At 50.7% G+C, this 22009-nt stretch carries 11 protein-coding genes and 1 tRNA gene; 3 read left to right on the top strand and 9 right to left on the bottom strand.

The window, feature by feature from the left end:
* Positions 1 to 27: 27 nt before the first annotated feature.
* From BN2684_RS18235 to BN2684_RS18210, 6 genes are all read right to left on the bottom strand, one after another.
* Positions 28 to 4650 (bottom strand): type I polyketide synthase, encoded by a 4623-nt coding sequence (locus BN2684_RS18235; RefSeq protein ID WP_058303549.1) that lies wholly within the window; start codon positions 4648 to 4650, stop codon positions 28 to 30.
* A complete protein-coding gene (locus BN2684_RS18230; RefSeq protein ID WP_058303548.1) occupies positions 4647 to 11522 on the bottom strand; it encodes an SDR family NAD(P)-dependent oxidoreductase in 6876 nt (2291 codons plus the stop codon). Before BN2684_RS18230 ends, BN2684_RS18235 begins: the two co-directional genes overlap by 4 nt.
* A 44-nt stretch (positions 11523 to 11566) precedes the next feature.
* Positions 11567 to 12841 (bottom strand): ACP S-malonyltransferase, encoded by a 1275-nt coding sequence (gene fabD / locus BN2684_RS18225; RefSeq protein ID WP_058303547.1) that lies wholly within the window; start codon positions 12839 to 12841, stop codon positions 11567 to 11569.
* On the bottom strand, positions 12838 to 15129 hold the full coding sequence (locus tag BN2684_RS18220; RefSeq protein ID WP_159065814.1) for a non-ribosomal peptide synthetase: 2292 nt from the start codon (positions 15127 to 15129) through the stop codon (positions 12838 to 12840). The genes fabD and BN2684_RS18220 overlap by 4 nt, the downstream gene beginning before the upstream one ends.
* 19 nt (positions 15130 to 15148) lie before the next feature.
* On the bottom strand, positions 15149 to 15862 hold the full coding sequence (locus BN2684_RS18215; RefSeq protein ID WP_159065813.1) for a thioesterase II family protein: 714 nt from the start codon (positions 15860 to 15862) through the stop codon (positions 15149 to 15151).
* Positions 15863 to 16183: 321 nt separating this feature from the next.
* Positions 16184 to 16267 (bottom strand) — tRNA-Leu (locus BN2684_RS18210).
* 246 nt (positions 16268 to 16513) lie between these two features.
* Between BN2684_RS18210 and BN2684_RS18205 the strand changes: the two genes are divergently transcribed.
* Entirely contained in the window at positions 16514 to 16915 is a 402-nt protein-coding gene (locus BN2684_RS18205; protein ID WP_058303544.1) for a YhjD family protein, read from the top strand.
* Here the strand turns inward: BN2684_RS18205 and BN2684_RS18200 are convergent.
* A complete protein-coding gene (locus BN2684_RS18200) occupies positions 16879 to 17088 on the bottom strand; it encodes a hypothetical protein (protein ID WP_058303543.1) in 210 nt (69 codons plus the stop codon). The genes BN2684_RS18205 and BN2684_RS18200 overlap by 37 nt on opposite strands.
* A 653-nt stretch (positions 17089 to 17741) precedes the next feature.
* Here BN2684_RS18200 and BN2684_RS18195 point away from each other — a divergent pair.
* Together BN2684_RS18195 and BN2684_RS18190 are read left to right on the top strand one after the other, a co-directional pair.
* Entirely contained in the window at positions 17742 to 19781 is a 2040-nt protein-coding gene (locus tag BN2684_RS18195) for an endonuclease MutS2 (RefSeq protein WP_108722230.1), read from the top strand.
* A 14-nt stretch (positions 19782 to 19795) separates the two neighbouring features.
* Positions 19796 to 20782: a GNAT family N-acetyltransferase gene (locus BN2684_RS18190; RefSeq protein ID WP_058303541.1), complete on the top strand. Its 987-nt coding sequence runs from the start codon at positions 19796 to 19798 to the stop codon at positions 20780 to 20782.
* A gap of 165 nt (positions 20783 to 20947) precedes the next feature.
* On the opposite strand, the gene BN2684_RS18185 is transcribed toward BN2684_RS18190, so the two are convergent.
* Both BN2684_RS18185 and BN2684_RS18180 read right to left on the bottom strand, forming a co-directional pair.
* Complete coding sequence (locus BN2684_RS18185) at positions 20948 to 21274, bottom strand: hypothetical protein (protein ID WP_058303540.1); 327 nt, start codon at positions 21272 to 21274, stop codon at positions 20948 to 20950.
* A gap of 83 nt (positions 21275 to 21357) precedes the next feature.
* Positions 21358 to 21930: a xanthine phosphoribosyltransferase gene (locus BN2684_RS18180; RefSeq protein WP_058303539.1), complete on the bottom strand. Its 573-nt coding sequence runs from the start codon at positions 21928 to 21930 to the stop codon at positions 21358 to 21360.
* Positions 21931 to 22009: the final 79 nt, after the last annotated feature.

The following is a 22009-nucleotide window of genomic DNA, read 5'->3' as shown; positions in this document are numbered from 1 at the left end:
CCACTACCCCCAACCCTTGGCTTGTCGTCAAAAGGTGAATGTACCGCTTTTTACCTGATCCAACAGCAGATCGATTTCATCCGCTTCCGTCGAATGACTCTCCTCTTCCTGAAAGGTCTGCTCCAAATAACGGGACAACTTATTGAGAGTTGGATAGGTAAATACATCCGAGATGACGATCCTTCCGGGATATTGCTCCTCAATAAGCCGATGAAGACGCATGACCTGCAAAGAATCTCCGCCAAGGCTGTTGAAGCTCTGGTATATGTTCATTTCATCGATCGCCAACACCCTGCTCCACATCCGAGCAAGACTTACCTCCATCTCACTGTATAACCCGTCCGGTCTCCCCAATAAAGTAACCGCAGAGACGGACTCTTCCGGATCGATCAAGCGTCTCTCCTCATGAGTCTCTTTTCGTACAACTCGTGAGGTTAGCATCCCTACGGCCACGTTGCTGATTCCGAGCTGAAGCAATCGTTCAAAAGCCAGAACCGCTGATGCGGGAGTAATGGCCTGGAAGGTGTCCTCCAAGTCGTCGCGACCGTAGCGGGCAGCCATTCCAACTTCTTTCCAAGCGGGCCAGTTAACGGACTGGACCGGCTTCCCGGCTTTGGCCCGCTTGGCGGCGTAAGCATCAAGGAAGGCGTTAGCTGCGGTGTAATCTCCTTGCCCGGCCTCCGGGAAAAGAGACGCTATCGAGGAGCATAGAACAAAGAAATCCAACGGCTCTTCGCGGGTTGCAAGATCGAGATAAACGGCTCCGTAGATCTTCGGATCCATTACATTCCGGAAGACGGCTTCTTCCTTATGAATGAGAAATCCGTCGCCAGCAATGCCTGCGCTGTGAATGATACCGTGAACCGTAAGCTGCTTTTGCTTCAGATCAGCCATTACCTTATTCACATCGGCCAATCGGGTTATATCGCAGGAATAGAGGTGAACCCTCGATCCCGCTTCCTCCAAGCTCTGAAGAGAACGGATTTGCGCACAGATCCGTTCATCCTCGCCTTCCTCCAGAATCGCTTGCCATTGCCTTCTCTCCGGAAACGGAGTCCGCTGCAAAAGAATCAAGTGGACCTTCTCCATGGCGGAGAGATACCCGGCCAGCGTCAGTCCAACTCCCCCCAAGCCTCCCGAAATCAGGTAAGCTCCATCCTTCTTAAGGGTTATGTTTCTTTCCGATGAACCGCTCGGAGGAATTTCGGCAAGCTCGCTGCTATATCGGATGCCGTTTCGATAGGTGACCGAGTTCAGGGGTACCTTGGCGACAATCTCATGAACGAGAGAGGTCCATTCGGTATGATGATCCACATCGATGCTTCTGCACGGAAGGAAAGAATATTCTCTGCCAACGACCGATCCAAGTCCGAACAATGCTGCTGCGCATGGATTCAAATCGGGCTCCTCTCCCGTTACCGATTGAACGTAATCCGCCAGGAGGATGATGTCCAAGCTTTGCTTGATCCGATTGGCTAATAACGCTTTGACGATATAGAAAAGGCTGTTAACCCCTTTCGCATTACCCCGAACATAGGGAGCGTCGTCCTCCGTCTGCTGAGCTTCATAGAGGGAGAAGGCGTGAATCACCTTGGTGAAGGGCTTCCCGGCCAAATCCCGGAACAAGGCGAGATAATCCTCAGGATCAGTTCCGACGCTATAGTGATCGTCGGAGTGCTTGGCATAGCGGTCTCCATCGTGAACGACGATCAGCTGGTCCGCCTTCTCGCGAAGCCGTTCGATCCAGGGACTTGACTGCTCCCCTTGATTGGCGAATAGGATCCATCGTCCGCCGGAGACGGTCATCTCCTTCTCCAGCGAAGGAAGGACGCTCCAGCGCATAGCATGAAGCGGGATGCTCCCTCCGAATCCGGCGAGAGAATTTTGCATTGAGGCATGTACCTTTTTGACGACATAGTCCTGGATATCAACCAACACATGACCGGCCTTGTCATAGAGCGTAATATCGAAACTAGCGGTCTCTTCCTGCAGGAGCGTCGCCTCACGCCGTTGAACAAGGCTGTACATTTGCGCCGTTATCGGCCGGTAAACCTCAATGCTTCCATAAGACAGCGGCAGATACATCGCATTGGATGTGTTGGGACTGAGAAGATTTACGGCATTGTCCAACAGAGCCGGATGAAGCGGCAGCTCGGCTAGGTCAGCCTGAATTTCATCGGGCAGAACCAACTCCGCCAGCGCTATTCCATCGTGATAATAGGCATCGGACGAGAACGTCCGCCATCTGGGACCGAATGAAAATGGCTCTCCGGCCAGCGAAGCAAGATCCTCTCTCCGGTTATTCTCCTGCCGAATGGTCTCGATTCGGCCCCGGCCATCGTCGCGGGCAGCCTGTTGATTCCTGCGAATTCTACCGCTCGCGTGAACCTTCTCTTCCTCTCCTTCAAATGAAGAGGAGATGCTGGTGATGGTAAATTCCAAACCCGCTGCCGATTCGGACACCACCGTGCGAACGGTTCGGGATTCTCCAGAATTCAAGATCAACGGAGCCAGGAATATCACATCGCGAATCTGCAGGTCTCCGTTCCCGAAAAACAGTTCACCAGCGGCTCTCGCCATCTCCAGATAAGTCGTACCCGGAATGACATGCTTATCGAAGATCTTGTGATCGGCCAGCACCCAATGAGTAGTCGGTGAATAGTTCGCTTCATAGATCGTGGCGGCATCGGAACGGGAAACGCATCTCCCTAATAACGAATGCCGGTTCGCCGAACCGCGGTATTCAAGCTTTTCTATCCATAAGGGCTTCCTTTGAAAAGGATAAACCGGAAGCCGGACTCTTCTCGCGTCCGATTGAACGTACAGTCCTTCCCATTCGATTGAAGCGCCTTGAACGTACATGTCCGCCAGCTTGGACAGTTGCCGAGATCGGAGATCGGAGGAAATCATCCCCGAGGTGATCGGAGCCATCGCCATAGCCGCCTTCTGCTGCAGACGTTCAAGCTCCGCTTCGGACAACCTGTAGGTTTGAACATGTCCGCAGAAGATCCCTGGAGTCGCATCGGAGGAAAAATTTCCACTCGCAACCATTCGTTCCAGTTGGTTCGTCAACTCGTGATGGTGCTCGAAGACAAAAGCGATTCTGTGCGAGTAATGACCTCGTCCCGTATTGGCTGTATAACAGAGGTCTTCCAGTCGGAGTCGAGTGCCTTCCTTGACGAATCGATGAAACGCCTTCACCAGCATAGCCAACGATTCTTTATTCTTTGCGGAGAGAGTCAGAATTTGCGGCTCGGACGATACAGGTGCCGCTTCGTCTAGGGGTGGCGGCTCTTCCAAAACGACATGGCAATTGGTGCCGCTGAATCCAAAGGAGCTGACTCCCGCTCTTCTTATGCCCTTATCCTGCTCCCAGACTCGCCGTTTATCATTCACATAAAGCGCCGTTTCAGGAAACGAAATGTGGGGATTGGATTCTTGAAAATGGAGCAGAGGCGGGATTTCTCCCTTGTTCATGCACAAAATGACTTTTAGCAAAGAGGCCATGCCGGAAGCTCCGACAGTGTGACCGATATTCGCCTTAACCGAACCGATTCCGCAAAATTGTTTCTTGTCCGTATACAACTCGAAGGCTTTCATCAGGCCTTTGATTTCAATGGGATCTCCCAGCGGAGTCCCTGTTCCATGGGTCTCGATATAAGACAAGGTCTCGGGATGAATCCCTGACGAATTCCACGCTTGGGTTAATAATTCAGCCTGGGCATCCGCGTTGGGAGCCGTAAGTCCGTTGGAAGCTCCGTCGCAATTCACCGCACTGCCCTTGATCACCGCCAATATCGGATCCTTATCCTCTAAAGCCTTTGACAAGAGCTTAAGCACAACAACTCCTGCGCCTTCCCCCCAAACGGTTCCGCAAGCATCTCTGGCAAAGGCCCGTAAGATTCCGTCATGGGCTTCAATTTCATTGGGGTGATCGGCGGTTTGGGGAAGAACGGATAGCTGCACCCCTCCGGCAATCGCCATGTCGCATTCTCCGCTGCGGATTGCCTGGCATGCGGTATGAACGGCTACTAAACCGGAGGAACAGGCCGTATCGATCACCATATTCGGCCCCTTCAGATTCAAAATATACGAAAGCCTCCCGGACAGGACTCCAGTCACCGATCCGGACAATGCGAGAAAATCGGAGCTGTCTGCCAGGTTCAGGTATTGGGATTGCTGACTGGAATCGAGTCCAACATAGACACCGGTTCGAGTACCGGATAATTTCGTACCCCCGTAGCCTGAATCCTCAATAGCCGCGTATGCTTCCTCCAGGAAGATCCGCTGGACCGGATTCATCAGCCTGGCTTCCCCTGGAGAGATCCGGAAAAACTCCGCATCGAAATCGGAAATCGTCGGCAAATATCCGCTGAGAGCCCATTCTTCCGGATCTTTCATTTGCATAGGTAGATCACGCAGTCGCGAGACAGGAAATTCTCCGATACTGGAAGCCCCTGACTTCAACAACTGCCAGTATTGCTCCGGATCTTCTGCATCCGCGAATCGACAAGCCATTCCGATTACCGCAATCTCTTCCAGAGCGACTTCCTCGCAGGACGCGAGCAGCGTCAAAGCGGCTTGTTCCTCGATATGTCCATCTCTGAATTGCTCCAGAATCAACTTGGGCAGTTCCGCATTCCGTCTCATTCTCTGTGCCTCCCCGCTTCCATCGTTCGCAATGCATCATTGACGCTCAAGCGGCCCTTCTTGATCTTTTGCAACAGCTCCCGAAGCTCAGTGGCGGTATCTCTTCCCACTGACGTTGGCTCGTTCTTTTCGATTCCGCCCGGAATTGCCGATTGTTCTTCAAGAAAACGGTACATGTGATGAAAGGAGGGGTGGGAATACACATCCGTGATTACGACGGCATCCGGGAACACGGCATTGATCTCATCCACCAGTTTTATGGCTAGAATGGAATTGCCGCCTAGATTCTCGAAGCTGTCGTCCCGATCGAAGGCAGCCGTGCCCAACACCTCTTCATAGATGTGAAGAAGCTTGTCCTTCCGCGACCATTCCGATCTATCAGCTTCCTGGGCGCGGTTACCGGGCCAGCAGCGCCTTCTCTCAAAGGCATAAACCGGCAAATGGATTCTTCGGTTAGAAGTTCGATCCTGATAAAGACGAGACCACGGGATGTCGGCTCCCCCTGCATACCGGCTGCACAGCTCCTCTAACAGGGAAACGGAGTTCATGCCTTGACTTCGTATTTGCTCCACGAGAGCTTCCGCTTGCTGGTTGAAGCGGGCATTAGCTGGATGCTTCGCAACTTGACCGTAATAGACGGACCGATTCTGTCCAAACGTGTGCTCGCCATCATCCCAATCCTCCGACAGGAGGGTATGGATCTTACCGATTAAATCTCGGACATCACTCACCAATAATGCAAACCGATACGTGTAATGGCCCCTCCCAACCTGAGTTGTATAACAGGCGTCTCTCAAGTCGGGCTCCTGCTTGGTAAAGTAATCCGCAAAGTTGTTGAGCAAGGCTCGAAGCGAGGCTTTGGTTTTGGCGGAGATGACGAAAATACCCGGAAGTCCATTGTCGAGTACATGCTTCCGATTCAACGAAGAGGCGTCTTCCAGTACCATGTGACAGTTCGTTCCGCTAAATCCAAAGGAGCTTACCCCCGCCCTTCGCGGCCGATGATCAACCGTCCAATTCAAGATTCTATTGTTCACGAACAGAGGACTTTGCTGAAAATCAATAAAAGAGTTCGGCCGTTCATAATGAAGAGTGGTCGGAATCATTTTATGCTCCAGCGATAACACCACCTTGATCAACGAGGCGATGCCGGACGCCGCCACGGTATGTCCGATATTACCCTTAACGGAACCAACAGCGCAAAACTGCTTCTGATTCGTGAACCTGCGAAAAGCGTTCGTCAGTCCCTTGATTTCGATAGGGTCACCCAATTTCGTCCCGGTTCCATGCGCCTCCAGAAAGGAGATCGTCGTCGGATCGACGCCCGCATCCTTCCATGCCGCTACAATCACTTCTTCCTGGGCGAGTGCGTCAGGAGCGGTAATGCCGCCATGTGACGCCCCGTCGTTGTTCATTGCAGAGCCTTTGATCACGGCATAGATCGGATCTCCATCCGCAAGAGCCGCTGAGTAGGACTTGAGGATAATGGCACCCGCCCCTTCTCCCCATACCGTCCCGTTCGCTTTCTCATCGAAGGGTCTGACCTTTTCGTCTTCGGAAGTGACGCTTTCCAGAGGGTCTCCCTTGACAGATGGGGATGTTTCCAAACAGATGCCGCCGGCAATGGCTAGATCACACTCGCCGTTCAAGATCGATTTGCAGGCCAGGTGTACACTGACCAAACCAGAGGAACATGCCGTATCCACAACTACGCTGGGGCCTTTCAGATTGAAGGTATAGGAAATGCGGCTGGATAGCAGCCCCGTCCACTTACCCGGAACCGCCAAGGGGTCGTGGGTAAGCTCATCCGGGATAAAGGTCATTCGGTTCGTATGATCCATGCCGATATAGACACCGGTGCGGGACCCCACTAGTGCCGTTCCTCCGAATCCGGCATCCTCCATCGCTTCGTAGGCAACCTCCAGCATCATTCGTTGGGCAGGAGACATAAATTCGGCTTCGCGTTGAGCGATCGTGAAAAAATCGGGATCAAATAAATCGATACGGTCCAGAAACCCGCCTTTGTAAAAGGTTTCGGGATCCTTGGAGAGCCCCTCCGGAATATCCTTCACCCGTTCCTCTGGATAGTCCCGAATACAGTCCACTTCCGATATCAGGTTTTCCCAAAATTGAGAAAGGTTCGCTGCTTGCGGAAATCTCCCCGACATGCCAATGATCGCGATGTCTTTTGAATTCTCGTACGAAAGAGTCGAAGAAGTATCGGAGATTTCCGTTTGCTCCGCTACCGTAACCGCGATAAGCGTAGAGACCCCTTTCTTCTCTTTGATGAACGCCGCCATTTCCATCACCGTTGGATACGTAAAAATATCGCTAATATCCACAACGCCTGGAAAGCGTTTGTCCAGCGCCTTCAGCAAGAAGGTGGCCAAAATCGAGTCTCCGCCCATGTTGAAAAAGCTTCTGTAGGGATCGATGAAATCCATTCCCAATATCTCCGACCAGATCTCGGAAATGGACTTCTCCACATCCTCGCTCGAAAGCCCGTTAGCATCTCTCCTGATAGGAGCTTCCCTATGCGTAAGATCCTCTCGACCATCAGCGGAACGCTCTGAACGTCGGAAGGAGGACTCCAGGCTATCCGACAACCGGATCGACAAATGATCCCGCTGCTTTAAATACCTTCCTTCATGGAGGACTCCCGGAATGAAGGAGCCCGAAATGCCCAACAACCCTTCAAAGGCCCGAAGAGCATCCTTTGTCGTCATCGCTTCGAAGATCTCGCCGTTCAAATCTGTACCATATTGGACGGCCATTCCCGTTTCCGACCAAGCCGGCCATTGGATGGACAAGGTTTCCTTCCCACGGAGATTTCGATAAGAAGCATAAACCTCCTGATACTGGTTGGCTGCCGTATAATCTCCTTGTCCGGCGCCTGCCAGGAAAGAGGTAATGGACGAAAACAGAACAAAGAAATCCAACGGATCCGATTCTGTCAAATGATCCAAAACCCAGGTTCCCTGCAGCTTCGGTTTGATGACTTGATCAAATGTCGCTCTATCCTTATGGATAAGGAATCCGTTTCCCGCTACCCCCGCGCAGTGAAAAATCCCTCGAATCGAACCATATCGATTTCGCAGCTTCTCCAGAAGCGGCCTCATCGATTCCATGTCGGATACATCGCCTTGATCGTATTCCAGCTCGGAGCCGCTTCGTCTGATTTCCTCCAACGCGATCGCTCTAGGCGAAGCAGCGGATGAATCAGGATCTTGGACGCTCGACTCCAATCCAATCGGCGTCCTACCAATCACTGCGAGATGGACATGCTCTTTGGAAGCCAGGAATTTGCACAGTTCAAGACCGATTCCTCCCATTCCCCCTGTGATGACATACACCCCATCGGTATGGAATTGGACCGGCTTCGGAATCTGATGAAAACTTGCTCGCTCTATCTGCCTGACATATCTGATACCTTGCCGGAAACTTACCTCATCGCGGCCTTGTTGGGTAAACACTTCCCGTAATACCAAATCCGGTTCGGTAGCTTCATCGATATCCACGAAACGATACTTTAAGTGAGCATTCTCTTGGCCAGCCACCTTGCACAATCCGGCTATCGCAGAAGAATGCGGATGGATGCTTTCTTCCTCTCCGGTAACTTGTTGAGCGTAGCTGGACAGAACCGTCACACTCTTAACCGACTTCATTTGCGACCAAAGCAAGGCTTTGGTCAAATCAAACAGGCTGTACAGCCCGGTATGGAGTCGAACGTTCAAGGCGGACAATGAATCGATTTCGGCCTTCCCTTCTACAGATGCCAGGTGAAGGATGTGTTGATATCCCTCGGCTTTCACTTCTCGGAAGAGGCGCTCATAATCTTCTTCATTGCCTTCCATCACATAATGGTCGGCATCTATTCTTTGAAAGCCGCGGCCGAAGACGATCTCGGTCACACGATGATTCTTTCGAGCCTCCGCAATGATCCTCCGACTTTGGTCGCTCCCCGAATGGAAGACCAGAAGCGATCTTCCTGTTACCGATTCCTGGAGGGGAGACGGATCGTCGTCTACCACCCACTTAAGCCGATAAACCGGATCTCCGTTCGCAAAGCGGTTATCGTGGACCTTCTTCACCGTATAGCCTTCAATCGAAGCGCAAATGTTCCCACTCCTGTCTGACAGCGTAACTTGAAAGGTCGCTGTATCCGCATGTTTGGCAGGATTCTCTTGGAGAATAACATGGCTGTAGACGGATGCCGGAAGCGGTTGTCGAATGATCATGGATTTGTAAGAAAAGGGAAGAAATAATCCGTCACCAATGGTTCTCAGAGCAATATTAACCGCTTCATCCATCAGGGCGGGATGAAGGGTATACAGCTCTGTCTCAGCCACATAAGGTTCGGGCAACTGCAGGAAGGCAAGATACTCTCCATGCCCGGCATTGATTTCTTGAATGCTCTCCCAGCGGGGACCGGTTTCAATCTGATTTCCAAGCTCATACGAGAACTGAATGCGCTCATATCCGCTGCAGCGTCTTTTGATCTCTTCGAGATCAAGAAGGCCATCGTCCTTCGAATCCGCAAAGCTCAGTATTCCAGAAGCATGCTCCACCCAATCGGATCCCGATTTGCTGGAGATGATAAATTCCCACTGGCCGAAACGCTGCTGCAGGATGGTCTGAATGACCTTCGTCTCCTGAACCTCCACCATAAAAGGGGATAGGAACAAGAGATCTCGAATGTGCGGTGTACAGGAAGGAAACTCTCGTCGACTGATGGTTGCCACCATTTCGATCCATGCAGTTCCCGGCAGCACATGGTTTGCTCCAACAAGATGGTCGCGAAGCTCCCAATTGCGATCCAATGATAACGAGCTGGAATAAATGAAGCCGTCTTTCGTTTCAGCTCGGTTCTGAACAAGCGGGTGAAAGTCCGGTATTTCATTCGCCTGGATTCTGACAGCGTTATCCCGATTTTGTAAGGGTTCTGTCGTTTTATGAACCCAACAGCTTCTCCGCATGAGAGGAGATGAAGGTAACGACAGGGTTTGGCAGCCTCCGGTCGTATAGAGGGCTTGCCAGTCTAGATCCGCTCCTTGAACATAGCTTTGGCACAAGGAAATCAACAGAGAGGCAGACCTGTCGCCAACTTCCTTCAGCTGTGATATTCGCTTGTTAGCCTCTGCTGATAATTGGAGAAGTTCTTCCTCCGTGATTTCTCCTGCTTCACGCTCTAGCTTTTTGCTTGAAACAAGCCGATGCTCGCCAAAGAAACGATGAGTATCCTCTTGAAATCCACGCGTGATCAGAGTTTGCAGTTCATCCAACAAATCGGCTAAGCTGTCCGCAAGAATGGCAACCCGAACCGGTTGATGCTTCCTACCTACGTTTACGGTATAACAAATGTCCTCTACTCGAAGATCATTCCGCTGGTTCAGAAAGTGGTGAAACTGAGTGATCGATTCCAGCAATGTCTCCCGACTTCTTGCCGAGAGTGTAAACATACTTCCGCCCTCGGCCTTTCGGTTTCCCGGAGGTTCACATGGAGTCGGCGGTTCTTCTACGATCACATGACAGTTGGTTCCACTAAGCCCGAAGGCGCTGATTCCACCCCTTCTAGGCGAGGGGTCCGAATTCCATGGACGCAAGCAATCGTTGACATAGACCGGAGACAGCTCAAATCTGATTTTTCGATTCGGCCTTTGAAAGTGAAGTGTCGGCGGAATCTGTTGATGCTTGATAGCTAGAATCACCTTGAGCAGCCCCGCCATTCCGGCTGCATGATCCAAATGCCCCAGATTGGTCTTGACCGAACCGATGGCGCACAATTGCTTTTTGTCGGTATAAGCCTCGAACGCTTTTCGAATGCCATTCAGTTCGACGGGGTCGCCAAGATTCGTTCCGGTTCCGTGCGCTTCCATGTATGTGAGGGTTTCCGGATGGATACCGGCATTCTTCCAAGCGCTTATAATCACCTCTTGCTGCGCCTGTGCGTTTGGTGCGGTTAACCCCATCGAGCTGCCATCTTGATTCATGGAGGAGCCCTTGATCACAGCATGGATGAAATCCCGGTCTTTAAGTGCGCGATCGAGCGACTTTAGTACAAGAACTCCCGCACCTTCGCCGAGCCCCGTTCCGTCTGCTTTTTCGTCAAACGTTAAGGATTTCCCGGATCGAGATGTAATCCCTAGCTCGTCTTCTTTTTCACGGATCGTTAATAGTGGAAGGAGATCCGCCTTGACCGATCCGGCGATCGCCATATCGCATTCCCGGTTGAGAATCGCTTTGCACGCGAGATGGACAGCGGATAAAGCCGATGAGCATGCGGTATCCACCAACAGGCTGGGACCTTTCAAATCGAGAAGGTAGGCGATTCGACCGGCCATAATGGAATTGAGGTTACCCGGAATCGCCATGCCAGCCTGCTCAGGAGTAACGGCTTCAATAAATTCCTTGTAGCTGATTCCAAAGTCTGTGCTATGGCCGATGTATACGCCTGTACGTGAACCGGCTACTCGTTTCCCGGAATATCCCGCATCTTCAAGCGCCTGATAAGCCAGCTCAAGAAAAATCCGTTGATTCGGGCTCATGAGGCTCGCTTCTCTCGGGGAAATGGAGAATAATTCACAATCAAACAGATCCACCTCATCCAGGAAGCCCGCATCGAAATACTCCGTATCTCCGGGAATGCCCTTGGCTACCAGATAGGGTTGATTGATTTGTTTTCTCCTCTCGGGAAAAGGACGAACGCAATCCAAGCCTTGGGCAAGAATCTCCCAGTATTCCTTCGGGTTGTTGGCTCCCGGGAAGCGGCATGCCATGCCGATGACTGCGATTTCGTTTCCTGTCCGATCGGGCTCCGCTTGTCCCTCAATGTCATCGTGAAGCCATTTCCGAAGTTCCGTTAATTTCATCATGGTTTACTACTCTCCCATGTAGGATTTCATAACATCAAACGAGTTTAGGAAAGGATCGCTATACGGCTGTCCCGTGCGATTTCGGGAAAAAACTCCATGGTTCCCGTTTCTGACAATACCTGATGAAATCGCTCTTGCTGTTCTTGAAGCGGAGTGAATTTGGTCTCGAAAACGGACTTTAGCATGTCAATCCCAGCCCGCATTTCCTCCACTGTAGGCTCCCTGTGGGTTGCTTCAATCTCTTCCACCAATTTATCAATGCGCTGATACGGTTCCACAACACCCTTGCGATAGTCGTCGTTATTCCAATTCTGGTTTGGTGTACAAACCGCGACAGCTAGACAACGGGTTAACAGCTTGAGCTTTTGAGGACTCGGCGGAGAACTCCATCCGATTCTCTCTTTCCACCGGTACAGATCCTCCTCGTTATCATAAGAGTAGGAAACCGACGTAGAGTCGATCTTCTTGACCAAATCGGATAGAACGGTTCCCGGGCCAAGTTCGATGAAGGCATCGACCCCTTGATCGATCAAGAAGCGCATCGATTGCACCCAATTAACTGGTTTTACCATTTGTTTTACTAGACTGGTCATGATTTCAGCTTCACTTGGATAAGGGAGGGCACTCACGTTGGATAAGACCGGATATTGAAGAGGATGGAAGGGGAGATCGCTCATGTAGGCCTGGAGCTGTTCCGCAGCCGGAATCATGAGCTCGCTATGGAAAGGGGCGCTTACTTTTAAAGGGATTACGGAAGCTCCTCTTGTTTTCAACCTAGCTTCTGCAGCCCGAACGGCAAGCAGGTGGCCGGATATGACAGTTTGATCATTGGAGTTGTAATTGGATACGGAGACATAACAGTCGGGTTTGGATACCTCGATACAAACATCCTCTATTTCATTGGAGAGAACTCCGCTAATGGCCGTCATACCGCCTTCGCTTGACTTAACGGCCTCCTGCATGAGCATTCCTCTCGTTCTAACGATGGACAGAGCATGGGCAAAGGATAGGGTCCCGCTACAAACTAACGCGGAATATTCCCCCAAGCTGTGTCCGGCCATATAGGAGGGTTCCCCTCCGAATCTATCCTGAAAGGAGCGAAATGCGGCCACACTGGAAGTTAAAATGGCAGGCTGCGTATTTTCGGTTTGAGACAGCGTTTTGAGGTCGCCATAGAAGCACATTTGTTTGAGGTCAAACCCCAGCACATCACACGCTTCCTCAAAAGTCTCTTTTGCCGCGTGGGACTCGTCATATAGCTTCTTGCCCATGCCCACATACTGCGAACCTTGTCCAGGGAACAGATAAGCCCGTTTCATTGACCGTTCACCTCTCCTGTCTTTAGTAATCCTTGGGTCAAAGTAAAGTAAGAATCGAATAGGGACGAGACATCCTTGTTCTTTACGGTAGCGTAGCGAGATCTCGCATGAAGATGGAGCTTGTCATCATCTCGGCTCAAGACCAACCTGATCCATTCGTTACTCGTCATCCGGCAGGTTACGACCCACTCTCCTTCCGGCTCAGCCAACCTCTGAAGTCGTTGACGAGAAACCGATCGGAATAGCTCCTCCAGCCGCTCCATCTGATGGTTGGGCATCTGGATCGAAACTTCTTCAGCTTCCAGAAGTGCGCTTCTAACCGTGACTCTTTCCTGACCGTATCCTTCGTGAAGGACAAAGAGAAAGAGCGATAGGGCCATATCGTAAGCTGTAATCTCCGTTTCGGCAGATGTGAATAATCTCACATACTCTTCTAAAAAAAACCATTCCTGTCGTTCATATTCATCCGGTTGCGAGTTGAGGCCATCCCAAGATGAACTCATATTCGTGAGAAGCTGTGATAGTTTTGCTACCGTTGGAAAAGCAAACAAGTCCGCTATATCCAATTTCACATCGAAAGCTTGCTCCACTTGTCTATACATTTGAGCTAGCAAAATAGAATTTCCGCCCAGGTCAAAAAAATTGTCGTTCATGCCCACTTGATCCAATCGAAGAACCTGTTCCCAAATCTCCTTCAACAGGGTTTCTGTTCCATTTGCCGCCGCAGAATAGGGAACGCTCATGTACGGCCTCGTCCGATCCGGCTCCAGAAGCCGTTTCCGATCGATCTTGCCGTTTGGTGTAAGCGGCATCTCCTGCAGCTTGATATAGAATCCGGGAATCATGTAATCCGGCAACTGCCCTTTCAAATGGACGATCAATTCCGATACTACAAGAGCATGTTCCGATCGATAGTAAGCGACCAGATAGCGCTCATGATCCTGAGCTCCTTTTGCTTCAACGACGCATTCATCCACGTAAGGATGCTGCGAAAGAATGTTTTCGATCTCTCCGAGTTCGATGCGAAATCCCCGTATCTTAACCTGTTGATCCGCCCTTCCGAGAAATTGGATTTCCCCGGACGGCAGCAATTTGCCGATATCGCCAGTCTTGTACATCCGTTTTCCAGGAATAAAGGGATTGTCTACGAATCGATTCTCAGTCAATTCCCGGTTTCTATAATAACCTTGGGACAATCCATCTCCGGAAATGTAGAGATGCCCGGCTTCACCGCTAGGGGCTCTGTTCCCTTCGTCGTCCAGAATATAGAGTTGCGTATTGGCAATCGGCCTCCCAATGGTGATGATTTGAGAATCCGTAACTTCTTTAACCGATGACCATACCGTCGTCTCTGTCGGTCCGTACATGTTGAAGATTCTTGCCGAGGTGATTTCTCTAAGATCACGAAGGAGTTTCTCTGGCAAAGGCTCTCCGCCCAGCAATAGGAAATCCAGCTCCTTGATGTATGCGACGCTCTCATCGCGATCCAAAATCAGCTTCATGGTGGAAGGAGTTGTTTGCAGCGCATGAATCTTTTGCCCGTTAAGGGTGAGGGGAAATTGCCGTGGGTCCTCAATCACGATGCTCATTCCCTTGGTTAAGGGAAGCAGGGATTCAAGAACGAATATATCGAAGGAAATGGTTGTCAAGGATACGATGAAAGATCCCGGCGAGAAAGGAATCAGACGCGTCATTCCTTCAATAAAGTTATGTACGGCCTGATGATGAATCATTACTCCCTTTGGTTTCCCTGTAGATCCCGAGGTATAGATCAAGTAGATCATATCTGTAGATTCGTTCACGTGCTCCAAATTTGAATCATCCGTCTCGTACAAGCTCGGGTTGTCGATTTGGAGAACTTTTCCCGTATAGGCAAGTGAAATTTCTACGGATTGATGAGTAAGAATGACCTTCGTCTCGCTATCCTCTATCATTTGCATGATCCTGGCTTGCGGATAAGCGGGATCAAGTGGCAAATAAGCGCCTCCGGCTTTCATAACCGCGAATACGCCAACCAACATATCCAAGGACCGACCTGCCAATAAACCCACCACTGTTCCGGGGCCGACCCCTTCGCAGCGCAGTTGCCTAGCCAATTGATTGGCCTTCTTGTTCAGCTCATCGTATGACATTCGACATCGGTCATAACTAGCAGCCACTTGGTCGGGGTTACGGCAAACCTGCTCTTCAAACAATTGATGAATGGTCTTGTCGGTTTGATACTCTAGTTTCGTATTATTCAATTGCTGGAGCAGTTCCAAATGTTCTTTGGATAAAACCGTATTCATCATATTATCCCTCAATTCATTAAGAATGAGCTTTATATGATTCCAGTGTTCTCCTGATCGTATCTACGATTTCTTTTTCATAGCTTCGGATAAAAAAGTGCCCTTCGGGAAACTCCATGAACGAGCAGCTTCCGTTCGTGAAATCCTCCCATTCGGATATGCAAATGTGACGGGTAAACGGATCATGCTCTCCTGAAAAAATGGTTATATCGCATGGGAGAACGCCGAGTTCTGGCTGGTAGACATACTCGTCAATTACCTGAAAGTCCGCTCGAAGGATGGGAAGAAAGAGCTTCAGCAAATCTTTCTGTTGGAAAAGCTCAATTGGAGTTCCCCCTAGCAGCTGTATCTTCGAGACGAAATCATCATCGGGAAGGCTGCTATATGGAAACGGAGGTTTTCGATTTGGCGGGTATCCGGCTGAGAAAAACCCATGGACGGGACTCCTGCCCGTTCGTTGATGAATGGTCCGTATCAATTCAAAGGTAAGTAAACTTCCCATGCTATGTCCAAAAAAAGCAAATGGTTCTTCGAGTCTGCTCTTGACTATACAGAACAAATCGTCAACGTGTTCCTCAGCCGATTTGATCAAGGAATCTCCGAAACGAGTCCCCCGACCGGAATACTCCAGTGGAATCACTTCGATAAAATCGTCCAAAATCCCACGCCATTGTTGGTATATGTAAGATGAACCGCCGGCATAAGGGAGACAATAGAGGATAATCTTTTTCATATTTAACATTATTCCACCGAATATCCTAATATTTTTCATTTCGTACAATATAGCACAAGCCGGTTTTCGTGTAAATATATTTAACAATAAATGCAATATAACCCATCTTTCTTGCTTTTTTGACAAAATACCTAACACGGCTCATATTTGGGATTATTTTTAAATATCCTGCCGACTCATGTCGATTCACTATGAAAGCGGAAATCCAACCTAACCTTGTCGCGAAGTATCGGTACATGTCGTTTCGGTACACTATCGAGATTGCGGATGCCAAATAAAACAAAAGGCCCCTTCCGAAGAAGAGACCTTTGGTCGTTATAGTGCGGTCAAGAGGACTTGAACCTCCACGTCATTGCTGACACTAGAACCTGAATCTAGCGCGTCTGCCAATTCCGCCATGACCGCATATCCTTTGCCGCTTGAATAACCGTCATTTTCATTCAGGTGTCTCTTGCGGACAAAAAATAATATACCACGTTTCGAATATCGATGTCAAATCTTTTTTTTGATGTTTTTTCTTGCGGGGGAGAAGGATAAAATCCTCTGTGTTTCCTTTTATGAAAACGTTGAAAATCCTTTTGTAATTTTCTTGCAACTTCTGAATGATTGGGTTACAATGGAAACAACAATACGAACGGAGGTTCGCATATCATGGCGCTGAACGCAATCGATCTTTCCCGTCCCCTTGTCCCTACCGCTACGGAGAAGCAATTGGTGAAGCATTATGTGCTGCTCCCTGTCCTGCTCACCATGCTGCAGCAGGATATCGATGCGATTCGCGATTCCGCCGTTCGCATCAGCTTCCCTCATATCGTTGTGATCCAGCGAATGATGGATTCGGTCCGCGAGGACCTTTCACGAATTCGCGCTAACCTGGGTCTCGCCGGAATCCGCATTTATTCGGAGGAGCGGGATTCCGAAGGAATATCTTGCCGCTATGTATGCCGCGGCTACCGAGAGACCTTCCGCATGCCGCGCGAAGACGTGAAGACGGAGATCAGCCTGTTGGCCGGTCGTTACGTGGAAGCCCGCTCTTCATCCCACGGTTCATAAGTATAGGTCCGATCAAGCTTGAGGACGCGCCGATTTAGCTTCTTGATCATGACCGTGTGATCATCCCAAGCCATCACATACCCTTTCACATCATTTCCCGGATCAGCGTCGCGTACGACCCTTATCCGGGTGCCCTCCAGCCGATACATGTCCAGTTGCTCGTCGCTGATCATTGAATCTCTCTCCTTTGGATATTGGTCTTTCTAATCATTATCCCTCATTCCCTGCCCTCCAAGCAATTCGGGAGGGCTTTTTATCTACGCGCTATCCCGCATAACAAGCGAATTTGGTAATAGGAGTTCGCCAAGAAGTTGGAGCTCTCGCCCCCGATCCATGCAGGGAATCGATACAGAACACCTATAACCGTTTTCCCCGGGTGTCGTTTCTTGACTTTGCCGGAGAGCATCACCTATACTGGGTGTAACCTAACGTAAAGGGGAAATTTTGATGTCGGTGATTGTTCTTAACTGAGTAATTTCATAAGTCGAACGCAATGCATGTAGGCCAAGGTATTTACACTCAATGGGACGAATCGGATGTTGTATTCGGTCATAGCCCTTCTATTTGAGTCCGCCTCCTGCTGCTTCGACATCAGTTAAGAACAGCAAACCCTCACCGGCCAATATCCCGAACGGATTAACCGATGGATGGACCGTGCTGCTGCACGGTCTTTTCTTGTTTCGCTGCCTTTTGTCGGCACTCTGCTGCCGAATTGATGGCTCGCGACGGTTAATCGTCCTTGGACATGGAGTGACGCTGCTTGCGTTCTTCATGTCTTTTTTGCGTACCCGTTTGTCCGAATTTCAAATGAATGGAGAGGAACACCATGAATCCTGAAACGTTGACGAAGCTGGAATACCCCCGCGTAATCGCCGAGCTTGAGGAGCTCGCCGTTTCGTTCGCAGGGAAGGAAATTGTTCGAAAGCTTGCACCGTTGCCAACCGCTAAGCTCGCTGCTGACGCCATGTCCGAAACAGAGGAAGCGAAACGGATCGTCGAGAGGAGCTCCGGTCTCCCCTTGCCAACTCTGCAAGGAATGGAAGCTCCCCTTGCTCTCATCGGCAAAGGCTACATTCTCAGCCTGGAAGACCTCGGCCAAATCGCTCTCTTCCTGCGCGGAGTCGGCCAGTGGAAGCGTTACATGCTGCAGCGGGAGGATGTCGCACCACGGATCGGCAGCTATGCCCGCTCGCTCTATGAGCTGAAAGTTTTGCTGGAAGAGCTCGAGAGCTCGATCCAGTACGGCCAACTGATCGATTCGGCGAGTCCCGAGCTCGGGAAAATCCGACGGAAGATCCGAACCGAGGAAGAGCGGTTGAAGCGCCGAATCGATTCCTTGCTAGGCAAATACCGCTCCTATCTGCAGGAAGCTCTCGTGAGCAAGCGCGGGGACCGCTTCGTACTCCCGATCAAGAAGGAATTTCGCAAGCAGGTGCCCGGAGTCGTGCTGGATGAATCCTCGAGTGGTCAAACCGTCTTTATCGAACCGGCTGAGCTAGCCCCGATCCAAGCGGAGCTGTCTTCGCTTCACGCGGATGAATCCGTTGAAGAGGACCGAATCAGAAGCAAGCTCACCGGCTCTGTGGAAGCGGTAGAAGCAGAAATCCGCTTGAATGTAGAGGTGATTGGTCAATACGACTTCTTGTTTGCGAAGGCCAAATACGCACACCGAATCCAAGGGCGAAAGGTCACCATGAACGAGCATGGCCACATCCGCCTGATCCAAGCGACGCATCCCTTCCTTCAAGGGACTCCTGTTCCTCTTGATATCCGCGTTGGAGAGGATTATCGGGCCTTGATCATCACTGGCCCTAACACGGGAGGAAAAACCGTCTCATTGAAAACGATCGGCCTGCTTACTCTCATGGCCCAGTCGGGACTTCTCGTCCCCGCTTCCGAAGAAAGCGAGCTGTCCGTCTTCTCTCTGATCGAAGCGGATATCGGCGATAACCAAAGCTTGGATGAATCGCTCAGCACCTTTTCAGCGCATATGCGCAATATTCTCCGCATGCTTCGTACAGCCGATTCCCGCACCTTGATTTTGCTGGACGAATTGGCGGCCGGAACAGACCCGGGTGAGGGCGTCGGGTTGTCCATCGCCGTGCTGGAGGAGTTGGCGCGCAGAGGCGCCGTTATCTTGGCCAGTACCCATTTCGGTGAAATCAAAACCTTTGCCGCCGAAACGAAAGGATTCGAGAATGCCCGGATGGAATTCGACCCGGACACTCTTCGTCCTCTGTACCGCCTGACAATCGGGGAAGCAGGACACAGCTATGCTTTCCAGATCGCAGCCAAGCTTGGCATGTCCTCGGCCATCATCGAACGAGCCAAAGAGCTTTCTGCCCGAAGAAGTACAGAAAAAGCTGAATCGCATATGGCGATTCCACCCATTCCATCTAAGGATGATAGCGAAGCGAACGGCTCTCACGGAGATGAATCTCCGTACAGTGTTCAAGTAAATCTGACTCCAAACCCCCACCGGAAGAGGAAGTCGAAAAGAAAGAAGGATCGGCTCGTCCCAACAGCGACGCAAAGCGATGAGAGTGAAGGAGAGGCTCCTAAGGAGCAGAAATGGAAAATTGGAGACCGCGTGTTCATTCCCCATCTCAAACAATCCGGGGTCATCTTCCGGCTTGCGGATGAGCGCGGCAATCTCCTCTTGCTCGTCAAGAAGGAGAAGCTGCTTGTGAACGTGAAGCGGATCAAGCCGTTCATCGACCGCAAGCATCTATATCCAGAGGATTACGACATGGATATTGTCTTTGAGTCGAAGGAAAACCGCAAGAATCGCAATCAATTGCGAAAGCATCACGTTGAGGGCTTGACGATCGAAACCAAAGAAGAGCAATGGAAAAAACTACATTGAGAAGGAGCAAACCGATGACCCCAAACCTTGATCAACAGACTTCCCTTGATATTCATATCCGTTCGGAGAAACCTGAGGATTACCCTGACATCAACCAGGTGAACCTCCTGGCATTCGATTATCGACCGTATACCGGGGAAGGAATCCTGGTTTCGACTCTTCGAGCAAGGACCACCTACACCCCCGATTTGTCTCTCGTCGCCGTTCACGAAGGCCAAATCGTCGGTCATGCGCTCTTTACCCCTCTTTCCATGAGGATCGATGGCAGCGATGTTCCTGCTGTCCTGCTCGCCCCGCTTGCCGTACACCCCACTTATCAGCGGAAAGGAATCGGAAGCCGGCTCGTGAAAGAAGGACACCGGCGGGCAAGCTCTATAGGGGCCAGCTTCTCTTTTCTGCTCGGACATCCCACCTATTATCCCCGTTTGGGTTATTCGACACATATGTTTGGCAAGCAGCTCTGGAGAATCGCACGAAACGACCTTCCGATCTCCTCCTCTGTTGAACTTACCGAAAAAAAGGTTCGGGAAGTGGAATTGCCCGAACTGATGACGATGTGGGAGACCTGGTATGGTTCAGCCGACTTTGTGCGTAAACCGGAGGCTCGTCTAGCAGACTGGGTCAGCACCACTCCTCGAGTTTGTTCCGTTACCCTGTGGAAGCAAGAAGAACTTATCGGTTATCTCCGCTACCCGAAGGAGCATCCGGAGCAAGTATCCGTTTTCCTTGCCAAGGACGAGGAATGCGCTATGCAGATGCTGTCCCGTCTGACAGCCGAATTGGACCCTCAGGTTACTCACTTGGAGCTTACTCTGCCCGCAGGTGACCTGCCTCTGCTTCCCCTGCCAGGCGAGTCGGTGAATGAGCGCTGGGATGCGGCCATGATCTGCCGCTTCGACCAAGAGGATCACGCTCTCAAACGCTATATGGAAGAAGTAAAAGCAGACAGACGAAAGCCCGGTCCGGTCATTTGGCCGCCGGAATTTGATGGAGACATGTAACCCAAGCTCTGTCAACGTTCTTCGACTTCGTATCCTTGCAGCAAGCATGCTGCAGACCTTACTCATTGGATGGAGTCAGCAGTTTCAAGCTTTCAAACGAACAAGAACCCGGCACCGCTACAGCGGTCCGGGTTCTTCTCTGATGCGCACGAAGCGCAAGATTATTTAGCTGACATGCTCTTTGCTATCGTTCGTCTCGTACCAGTAGTCCAAGACTTTGCCAGACATGACCTTCTCTTGAACATACTCGGCTTGACGTGTAGAGAATTGGCTCTGCCAAGCGACTTCCAGCTCTTCGCAAAGCTTGACAATCGTCAAAAGCTCCGACCAGGCTACGTAGCGTTTGTACCAAAAAAACTGAGGGTGTTCAATCATATAGGGATACAGATCGTCAAAATCCGTGTGTTTGCAGTCAAGGGCCCTCTCGAAGTGCACTTTCGCATCAGCCAGCTTCTCCAGCATGTAGTCATCCGAAAACCGTTCGTTCCCCATCGATGGTGCCTCCTCTCTCTATGACGCTTCCCCTTATTATATAAGAAAAGTACAGCGGGGAAAAGGGTACTTTTTCCCTGAGGTCAATCCTCCATGACAATATGTCCCGGCTCCAGGCGCAAGATCTTCACCAGGGAATCCAATCGGACGCCCAGTTCGCGAATCGTTCTCGCTCCTTGCTGAAAATCCTTTTCCACCGCAACCCCGAAACCGGCGATATCCGCTCCGGATTGGGCGATGATACGGATAACGCCGCGGGCAGCGTCGCCGTTTGCAATGATATCGTCAATGACAAGCACGCGATCATTCTCGGAAAGGAATGACTTGGAGATCATGATGTCCGTGACAATCCCTTTCGTGAAGGACGGAACCCTCTCGCAATAGCAGTCCTGATCGGTGGTCAAGGTTTTCTTGCGCCTCGCGAACACCATCGGCACGCCAAGCTCACACGCCGTGGCGAATGCAATCGGAATGCCGGAAGATTCGATGGTCACCACCTTGGTTACCCGCTCTTCCCGAAACCTGCGGGCGAATTCCTTGCCCATTTCCATGATGAGGTGCGGATCCACTTGATGATTCAACACCGCATCCAGCTTGAGCACATCGTTCGACAAAACAACGCCTTCCCGGCGGATTCTTTCCTTAAGCAGCTCCATATCTCCGCATCCTCCAATTTCCCGTTTTCTTTCATCTATCATATCAAAGAATAGCCGATTCGTTTGCATTTTTTTAAAC

This window comes from Gorillibacterium timonense, from assembly GCF_001457415.1.
Taxonomy (GTDB): domain Bacteria; phylum Bacillota; class Bacilli; order Paenibacillales; family NBRC-103111; genus Gorillibacterium; species Gorillibacterium timonense.
The sequence above is the reverse complement of the archived record's forward strand: the minus strand, read 5'-3'. Positions and strand labels throughout refer to the sequence as shown.

Bases quoted from the DNA above. Each gene is read 5' to 3' on its own strand.
- BN2684_RS18235 (WP_058303549.1), bottom strand. From the start codon at position 4,650: ATGAGACGGAATGCGGAACTGCCCAAGTTGATTCTGGAGCAATTCAGA.
- BN2684_RS18230 (WP_058303548.1), bottom strand. From the start codon at position 11,522: ATGATGAAATTAACGGAACTTCGGAAATGGCTTCACGATGACATTGAG.
- fabD (WP_058303547.1), bottom strand. From the start codon at position 12,841: ATGAAACGGGCTTATCTGTTCCCTGGACAAGGTTCGCAGTATGTGGGC.
- BN2684_RS18220 (WP_159065814.1), bottom strand. From the start codon at position 15,129: ATGAATACGGTTTTATCCAAAGAACATTTGGAACTGCTCCAGCAATTG.
- BN2684_RS18215 (WP_159065813.1), bottom strand. From the start codon at position 15,862: ATGAAAAAGATTATCCTCTATTGTCTCCCTTATGCCGGCGGTTCATCT.
- BN2684_RS18205 (WP_058303544.1), top strand. From the start codon at position 16,514: ATGGCGCTGAACGCAATCGATCTTTCCCGTCCCCTTGTCCCTACCGCT.
- BN2684_RS18200 (WP_058303543.1), bottom strand. From the start codon at position 17,088: ATGATCAGCGACGAGCAACTGGACATGTATCGGCTGGAGGGCACCCGG.
- BN2684_RS18195 (WP_108722230.1), top strand. From the start codon at position 17,742: ATGAATCCTGAAACGTTGACGAAGCTGGAATACCCCCGCGTAATCGCC.
- BN2684_RS18190 (WP_058303541.1), top strand. From the start codon at position 19,796: ATGACCCCAAACCTTGATCAACAGACTTCCCTTGATATTCATATCCGT.
- BN2684_RS18185 (WP_058303540.1), bottom strand. From the start codon at position 21,274: ATGGGGAACGAACGGTTTTCGGATGACTACATGCTGGAGAAGCTGGCT.
- BN2684_RS18180 (WP_058303539.1), bottom strand. From the start codon at position 21,930: ATGGAGCTGCTTAAGGAAAGAATCCGCCGGGAAGGCGTTGTTTTGTCG.